This is a genomic window from Hyalangium sp. (assembly GCF_035629615.1).
Lineage (GTDB): Bacteria > Myxococcota > Myxococcia > Myxococcales > Myxococcaceae > Hyalangium.
Genome location: NZ_DASPHO010000591.1, coordinates 1 through 6,381, shown reverse-complemented (window position 1 = coordinate 6,381; position 6,381 = coordinate 1). Strand labels below are relative to the sequence as shown.

The 6,381-nt window shown below is 67.6% G+C and carries 7 protein-coding genes; 1 reads left to right on the top strand and 6 read right to left on the bottom strand.

Annotated elements, in window-relative coordinates; all coding sequences use genetic code 11:
- The coding region (locus tag VD972_RS29820) for an AAA family ATPase (protein WP_324992160.1) at window positions 1-412 on the bottom strand (412 nt) is incomplete at its 3' end.
- Window positions 413-624: 212 nt separating this feature from the next.
- On the opposite strand from VD972_RS29820, the gene VD972_RS29815 reads away from it, so the two are divergent.
- Window positions 625-1,212: a DUF2378 family protein gene (locus VD972_RS29815; RefSeq protein ID WP_324992159.1), complete on the top strand. Its 588-nt coding sequence runs from the start codon at window positions 625-627 to the stop codon at window positions 1,210-1,212.
- A gap of 50 nt (window positions 1,213-1,262) precedes the next feature.
- Here VD972_RS29815 and VD972_RS29810 read toward each other — a convergent pair whose 3' ends face one another.
- The 5 genes from VD972_RS29810 to VD972_RS29790 form a co-directional block, all read right to left on the bottom strand.
- Window positions 1,263-2,522 (bottom strand): RNA polymerase sigma factor, encoded by a 1,260-nt coding sequence (locus VD972_RS29810; RefSeq protein WP_324992158.1) that lies wholly within the window; start codon window positions 2,520-2,522, stop codon window positions 1,263-1,265.
- On the bottom strand, window positions 2,522-2,917 hold the full coding sequence (locus VD972_RS29805; protein ID WP_324992157.1) for a YciI family protein: 396 nt from the start codon (window positions 2,915-2,917) through the stop codon (window positions 2,522-2,524). Before VD972_RS29805 ends, VD972_RS29810 begins: the two co-directional genes overlap by 1 nt.
- A gap of 271 nt (window positions 2,918-3,188) precedes the next feature.
- Window positions 3,189-5,402 carry a hypothetical protein gene (locus tag VD972_RS29800; protein WP_324992156.1) on the bottom strand — a complete coding sequence of 738 codons (2,214 nt, stop codon included), beginning with the start codon at window positions 5,400-5,402 and terminating at the stop codon, window positions 3,189-3,191.
- Window positions 5,399-5,710 carry a hypothetical protein gene (locus tag VD972_RS29795; RefSeq protein WP_324992155.1) on the bottom strand — a complete coding sequence of 104 codons (312 nt, stop codon included), beginning with the start codon at window positions 5,708-5,710 and terminating at the stop codon, window positions 5,399-5,401. Before VD972_RS29795 ends, VD972_RS29800 begins: the two co-directional genes overlap by 4 nt.
- A gap of 2 nt (window positions 5,711-5,712) precedes the next feature.
- Window positions 5,713-6,381 (bottom strand): hypothetical protein (locus VD972_RS29790; RefSeq protein WP_324992154.1); only part of this gene is annotated, 669 nt, incomplete at its 5' end.

The window sequence follows — 6,381 nt, the reverse complement described above, 5'->3', positions numbered from 1 at the left end:
CCACCTGAGCCCTGAGGCGGGCATCCTGCGATCGAGGAAGCGCAATCCGGTCGCGCCCTTCAATCGGCACGAAGACGATGAGATCCAGTGTCTCGATCGCAGACCGTACACGTGGCAGCCACGCCTCGAGCTCGAACGCTTCGGCATCACGATGCGTGAGCAGGTAGCCCAGGAGATCTGCTGGGCACCGGTCGAAGATGACGTTTGGCTCGGTCGACGCCAGGCACGTGATGGATCGTTCGAGCTGCAGTTCGAAGTCCTCCACGGAGGGCGGATCGGCAAACGCGTACCCCTCTTCCTCCAGAAGGTAGTAGGGCTCCTCGAAGGTGGAGTACTCCGGAAGAGCGACGGACAACTCCTCGACCAGCGTCGACTTACCCGAGAAATGAGTGCCGGAGACGGCGATCCGCATGGTGACCTCGGAGCATGGTGGGCTCGGGGTTCCGCCTCACATACCGTGAAAGCGTCCGTGCCGGGAGGGCCTCGCAGATGACCTCCAGCGGACAGAACGCCGTCCTCTCACCCCGTCTCCAGGGCCTGGAGGGTGCCCGAGCTTCCACCAGCCAACCAATGGAGGCAGGTGCCAGTCGCGTTCTTCCGGACAAGCCTGTCAGTCTCCGGGGCATGCCGAACGAGAAGCTTGTCTTCGCTCAATCCGTGGAGGCCCTCTTCGTCCGGTCGCTCGGGCCGCATCTGACGTCCGAGGCCCGGCGCCTGCTGCGCGGAGTGGGGCTGGACCTGTCCGAGCCGCTGCGGCCCGCCTACCCGCTGGAGCAGTGGCGGACCTTCCTGCGCGCGGTCGCGCCGGATGTCTTCCCCAAGGCCTCGCCGGATGCGGCCTACTTCGGGCTGGGCGAGCGCTACGTGCAGGGCTACCGGCAGTCGGCCGTGGGCCGCGCCAGCATGGCCCTCGTTGCCCACCTGGGGCCGCGCGGCACGCTGGAGCGCGTCTCCCATGGCGCTCGGGCCGGCAACAACTTCAACGAGGCGCGTGTGAAGGAGCTGGGCAACCGCGAGGCCACGCTCTGGATGAAGGACGTGACGGCGGACAACCCGTTCTTCGCCTGTGGCTTCCTGGCAGAGACGCTGCGGGGCTCTGGCGTGGTGGACATCCACGTGGAGCCCGTCGCCTTCGACGGTACCGCGGCCACCTTCCGGCTCACCTGGGAGCTTGCACCCCGGCGCCCTGTCGTGGCCGCTGCCGTGGGGTGAGCCAGGGAGAGAGGGGACCGCTCGAGGCCCTCGGGCTCGCCCTGCAATCCCTACTTCGGAGTGTCGCTCAGCCGGGCCGCGTGCGTCAGAAGGTAGTTCCGCTCCGACATGCTCGTCGTGCGTTCTGCTGCGCGCCGGTAGTGCGCGATCGCGCCCTCGCGGTCGCCTGCCCGCTCCAGGAGATGTGCACGGACCGCGTCGAGGCGATGATGACCCTCTATGCGCGGGTCCTCGGCGAGCGCGTCGAGGCGCTCGAGCCCCGCAGCCGGGCCGTGAACCATCGCCGTCGCGATCGCGTGGTTGAGCGTCACCATCGGATTGTCGGACATGCGCTGCAAGAGGCCGTACAGCCCCAGGATCTGCGCCCAGTCCGTGTCCTCGGCGCTGGCAGCCTCGTCGTGCACCGCCGCGATCGCCGCTTGCAGTTGATACGGGCCGACCGAGCCCCGCGGCAACGTCGCGGTGAGGAGCGTCACGCCCTCGGCGATCGCGCCCTGGTCCCACAGGGTTCGGTCCTGCTCATCGAGAGGGATGAGCTCGCCTGCCGGCCCGGTTCGCGCGGCGCGCCGCGCATCGGTCAGGAGCATGAGCGCGAGGAGCCCCGCGACCTCACAGTCGTCTGGGACGAGGCGATGAAGCATGCGCGTGAGGCGGAGGGCCTCGCCCGAGAGATCGCTGCGGTGGAGCTCTGGGCCCGAGGTGGCCGTATAACCCTCGCTGAAGATCAGATACAGCACGTGCATCACGGCGTCGAGGCGTGCGGCGCGCTCCTCGGCGGTGGGCATCTGGAAGGGCACCCCTGAGGCCTTGATGCTCTGCTTGGCTCGGCTGATCCGCTGCGCCATGGTCGCTTCCGGCACCAGGAACGCCTTGGCAATCTCGAAGGTCGTCAAGCCACCGACAGCGCGCAGCGTGAGCGCGATCGCGGACGGTGACGAGAGCACGGGGTGGCAACACATGAAGAGGAGATCCAGGGTGTCGTCCCGCCCCGTTGCAGCCTCCTCATCCGCGGCGAGGGCGAGCTGCTCCTCCGGGGGCACCAGGCTGACCACGATCGCCTCGCGGTGGCGGCGAGCGGCCTCGGCGCGGACATGATCGGCGATACGTCTCGAGGCGATCTGGATCAGCCAGGCGCGCGGGCTCTCGGGCAGGCCATCGCGCGGCCACTGCGTCGCCGCCGCGATGAGGGCTTCCTGAACCGCATCCTCCGAAGCGGCGAAGTCGCGGAAGCGCCGAATGACGGCGCCCAGCACCTGCGGCGCGAGGTCGCGCAACAGGTGCTGGGTGCGGGTGTCCAGTGACGGGGCCATCAGGTCAGGTCTTTGGGCGGCCCGCTCATCACTTGCCGCACCTCGATCGCCATGTTGAGGGGCGCGCCGCCGGGACCGGGAGCGGCGGAGGCCTCCGCGGCGATCTCGTAGGCGCGCTCGGGGCTGTCGACGTCCACGATCCAGTACCCAGCGAGGAACTCCTTGGACTCGGGGAACACTCCGTCGGTGATCGGCTTGCCATCCTTTCCGGCGCGCACGCGCTTGGCCTGATCGGGGCCGGAGAGGCCCTCGCCGGCCACGAGCTCGCCCGACTCCCCGAGCTTCTTTGCGAAGCCCTTCATGAAGGCAATGTGCGCCTTGAGGTCCTGCTGCGGCCAACTGGCGACCTGGTACGGGCCTCCGCCCGGCGTGTTCATCATCAGCATGTACTTCATGGTCGACTCCTTTGTACGGGCGCCCCTCCGTGGAGCGCGCGTTCACTGGGGAGTCGGAGCCGAACAGCGGTTCTCGACATCGGCGGCGCACCTCTTTCGACATTTTTTATGGGCGGCGCAAGTGCTGGGAAAGATTGACTTTGGGACGCACGGCAAGGAGGTCCAGCTCCTGCAAGTCTGGAGTGCTGGCAGGAGCTGGCTGAGGCCCTCCACTGCCCGCGTGGGGAGCCTACCAGCCGGGGCGCGGTATGCTCCTCTTGAGAGGAGTGGGCTACTGCGGGGCGGGGATGAACGAGACGGTCACCTGTCCCAGGCTCTGCTGTGCCTCCGTCACACCGCGCTCTCCCAGACAGGCTGCCTCCCCACTGAGATAGCGCAGGCTCCGAGCCTCGAGGGTGACCTCCCCCGCGAAGCAGATCCCTGCATTCAGCGTCACGCTGTAGTGGCCCGTCTCGTCCACCGTGGCCGCGAGCGGTGCAAGCAGGCACCCACCCGTAGCGGCCGGGTCTGTCGGATCACACGCCAGCGCCTGGGAGGGCACAGGCCGTCCACAGGCCAATGGGCCTGCGGCCGCCTCGGCGGTCGCGGTGACGATGATCGAGACAGGTGTGCCAGGCACGGCCCGGGCGCCCGGAGGCAGCACGAGCCGTCCCCGCAGAGTCGCGGCCATGCTCCCCGAAGCATCGACGGGCAGCTGGGCCGCCGGAGCGACGATGCTGCCCGCAAGAGGGTACACGGGCTCCAGTGGCATGGAGAGGACATCGCTGCGCTGCGGCGGGGCCTGGGCCGAGACCTGCAGCGAACGGCTCCCAGTGTGCTCGAAGGGAAGGCTCAGGGGGACGTACGCCCGCCGTTGGGAGTCGAGCGCTACCTCCACCTGCGCCCCTCGCCCGTTGATGTCCCCCAGATTGGACTGGAGCGTGAGCCGCCCCTGGGACACCTCCGGCGCATCCACTGCGAGGAGGAGTTCGCGGCAGGCCGCGTCAGGCTCTCCGGAGGTTCGCTGCGGGACACCCGAGGCGCCAAAGTCAATCGAGTCCCTGGGCGTGTCCTTCGGGACGAGCCGGAGCCGGATGGGACGTGGGGGTACCAGGCGGATGGGGCTGGAGACAGCTTGGGTCCGGCCGATGGACGCCACGAGCCGCCACTCCCGTCCTGGCTGATCCGGTGCGGGCACGGATAGCATGCCGGACCTCACCTCCGCCTGAGGCTGCATGGGGAGGGGCAGTGCAGGGGCCCCGGAGGGTACGTCGTCCAGGGTCCAGGTGAGCGAGGCGCTCGTGACGGCCACCTGAAGCGGCGCGCTCACCGTCACTAATGCGGAGCCCACCCCCGCGCTGATCGTACAGGGGCTGGTGCCGGAGGTGCACTGGGCGGCCTTCACGGAGATCATAGGGGCAGTGATGGCGATCGTGCGCTCCACGGCCGTTGAGCCCACCTGGGCCCGCAGGCGCCACTGCGCGTTCGGAGCGTCGGGCACCGGGAGCCGTGCCACCCCAAGCGCGATCTCGCCTTCTCGTTCGCTCAAGGGGATGCTCCTGGGCTCTCCATCCACGGCATTGTCCGTCAACGTGGTGAGCGAGACGGACTTCTCGGCAAGATCGTTCGGCACCGCGAACCGCACGGTGGCCACCGACTGGGCCATTAGGCTGCAGGAGGTGGCATCGGTACACTCGCTCACCTGGAGCGACAGCGTGGGCTTCGCGATGGTCGCCTGGTACTTCCCGAGGACGGAGCCCACCTGCGCTTCCACGGTCAGCAAGGCCCCAGGCTCGTCCGGGACGGTCACACGCGTCTCCGCGATCAGGCTCGACTCGCGGGGGCCTGTGAACTCCAGTGGCACTGGATTGCCCTGGCTTCCTCGAGGCACCTTCAAGATCAGGGTGCCGGTCTTCGTGTTGAGGCCAGCGGGGATCTTCACGACCACCGGGACGATCGTGCCCGCGATCAAGGGACACGTCTGGCACGCTCCAACGGAGACGTCGGCCGTGGGCTCGGAGATGGTGAACCCATCCACCGAGGCAGCGAACTCAGCCGAGCCCACCGCGAAGCCGAACGACTCGGCGGACTGAGCCGGGGCAGTCAGGGTCGTGGTGAAGAAGAGGTGGCGGCCGCGGGGGTGAGAGGACAGGGCGGGCTGCGAGGTCAGGGGCACATCATTGACCCGGACGCTGAGCGTAGGCGCCGGGACATCCGCTGCCTTCTCGAACTCGACGTCGCCATAGTCCACGGTGAGCCGGATGCGATCCCGCCCGGCCTGGAAACCACAGGCCCGGCTTCCGAGCGCGGCTTCGCATTCGTCGCCTAGGCGGGCCCGTTCCGCCTTGTCGACCGTGCCCTCACAGAGAACGAAGCAGGCGTGCTCGGGATTGAAGACCTCCACGGTGAGCCTGGGCAGCGCCGTAGTGTCGTCATCGCAGGCACAGAGGGCAAGGAGCAGGACGCTCGATCCGACCAATGTCCCAAGGCGGGAGTTCATCATCATGGGAGCACCCTCAGCACTTCCGCCTGGTAGCTCATGGCCAGGTTGAACGTGAGCAGCACCGAGCCGTACGTGCTGCCCTTCCGGTGGACGGTGAGCTGAGCCCGGACCACCATGCCAACGCCCGGAGGGGCCGACACCTTGAGGGGCGTCACGCTGAAGCCAGGGTCGTGGGTGATCTGAATGGACTTTCCGGAGTTGTCCGTGGTGTAGGTGATGATCACCATGACGGATTGGCCAGAGGCGATGCGCTCACTCGAGAGCTGCGTGTCGATGAGGAAGTTGCCCGTAGGAACCGTACCTCCTGGCATGATCACAGCCCCCCTTTCGTCGTGGCGGGTTTGTCCGGGGTCGCAAGGTTACGGATGATGCCCACGAGGTTGATCTCTACGGAGCCGCTGTAATAGCTCTGCACGAGGAACCTCGGCTTCTCGGTATCGAGCGAGGTCTGGCGTGCATGCAGGAATGTCATCCCCGTGGAGATCGTCGTATACGGCAGCACTTGCACCGCGAGCCCCAGCATGAGCGGCGGAGTTCCCGAAGGCGTGAAGCCGGAGTAGCGGTTGAGCGGCCCGAACTGCCCGGTCGACAATCCCATACCGAGTTCGAGCGCGAAGAGGCGCCGCCAGTCGCGCAGCCCATTGGCCCACATAGGCTCCTCCACCGGGTTAGGCCAGAAGTAGAGCTGCAGGCCCGCCTGCCGGAACCAGAAGGGATCCGCCGCTGCGTGAAGCCGTGCGTAGCCTGTATACGGGGTGACGTAGTGATCGAACCAACTGCTCTGGGTGAGGCTGGCCCCGAGCCGATGGGTCGTCTCCGGGCGGTGCACCGCCTGTTCGACGACCTCCAGGGTGACTTTGTCCTGCAACGAGCGCCAGGTCGTGTTCGACTTCAGATAGGAGCGCAGCAGCACCTTGAGCAGGCCGAGCGGTGTAGCATCCGTGCTCTCGAAACCTGGCCAAGCTCCAGTCCCCTTGGGCAA

Bases quoted from the DNA above. Each gene is read 5' to 3' on its own strand.
- VD972_RS29805 (WP_324992157.1), bottom strand. From the start codon at position 2,917: ATGAAGTACATGCTGATGATGAACACGCCGGGCGGAGGCCCGTACCAG.
- VD972_RS29795 (WP_324992155.1), bottom strand. From the start codon at position 5,710: ATGCCAGGAGGTACGGTTCCTACGGGCAACTTCCTCATCGACACGCAG.
- VD972_RS29810 (WP_324992158.1), bottom strand. From the start codon at position 2,522: ATGGCCCCGTCACTGGACACCCGCACCCAGCACCTGTTGCGCGACCTC.
- VD972_RS29800 (WP_324992156.1), bottom strand. From the start codon at position 5,402: ATGATGATGAACTCCCGCCTTGGGACATTGGTCGGATCGAGCGTCCTG.
- VD972_RS29815 (WP_324992159.1), top strand. From the start codon at position 625: ATGCCGAACGAGAAGCTTGTCTTCGCTCAATCCGTGGAGGCCCTCTTC.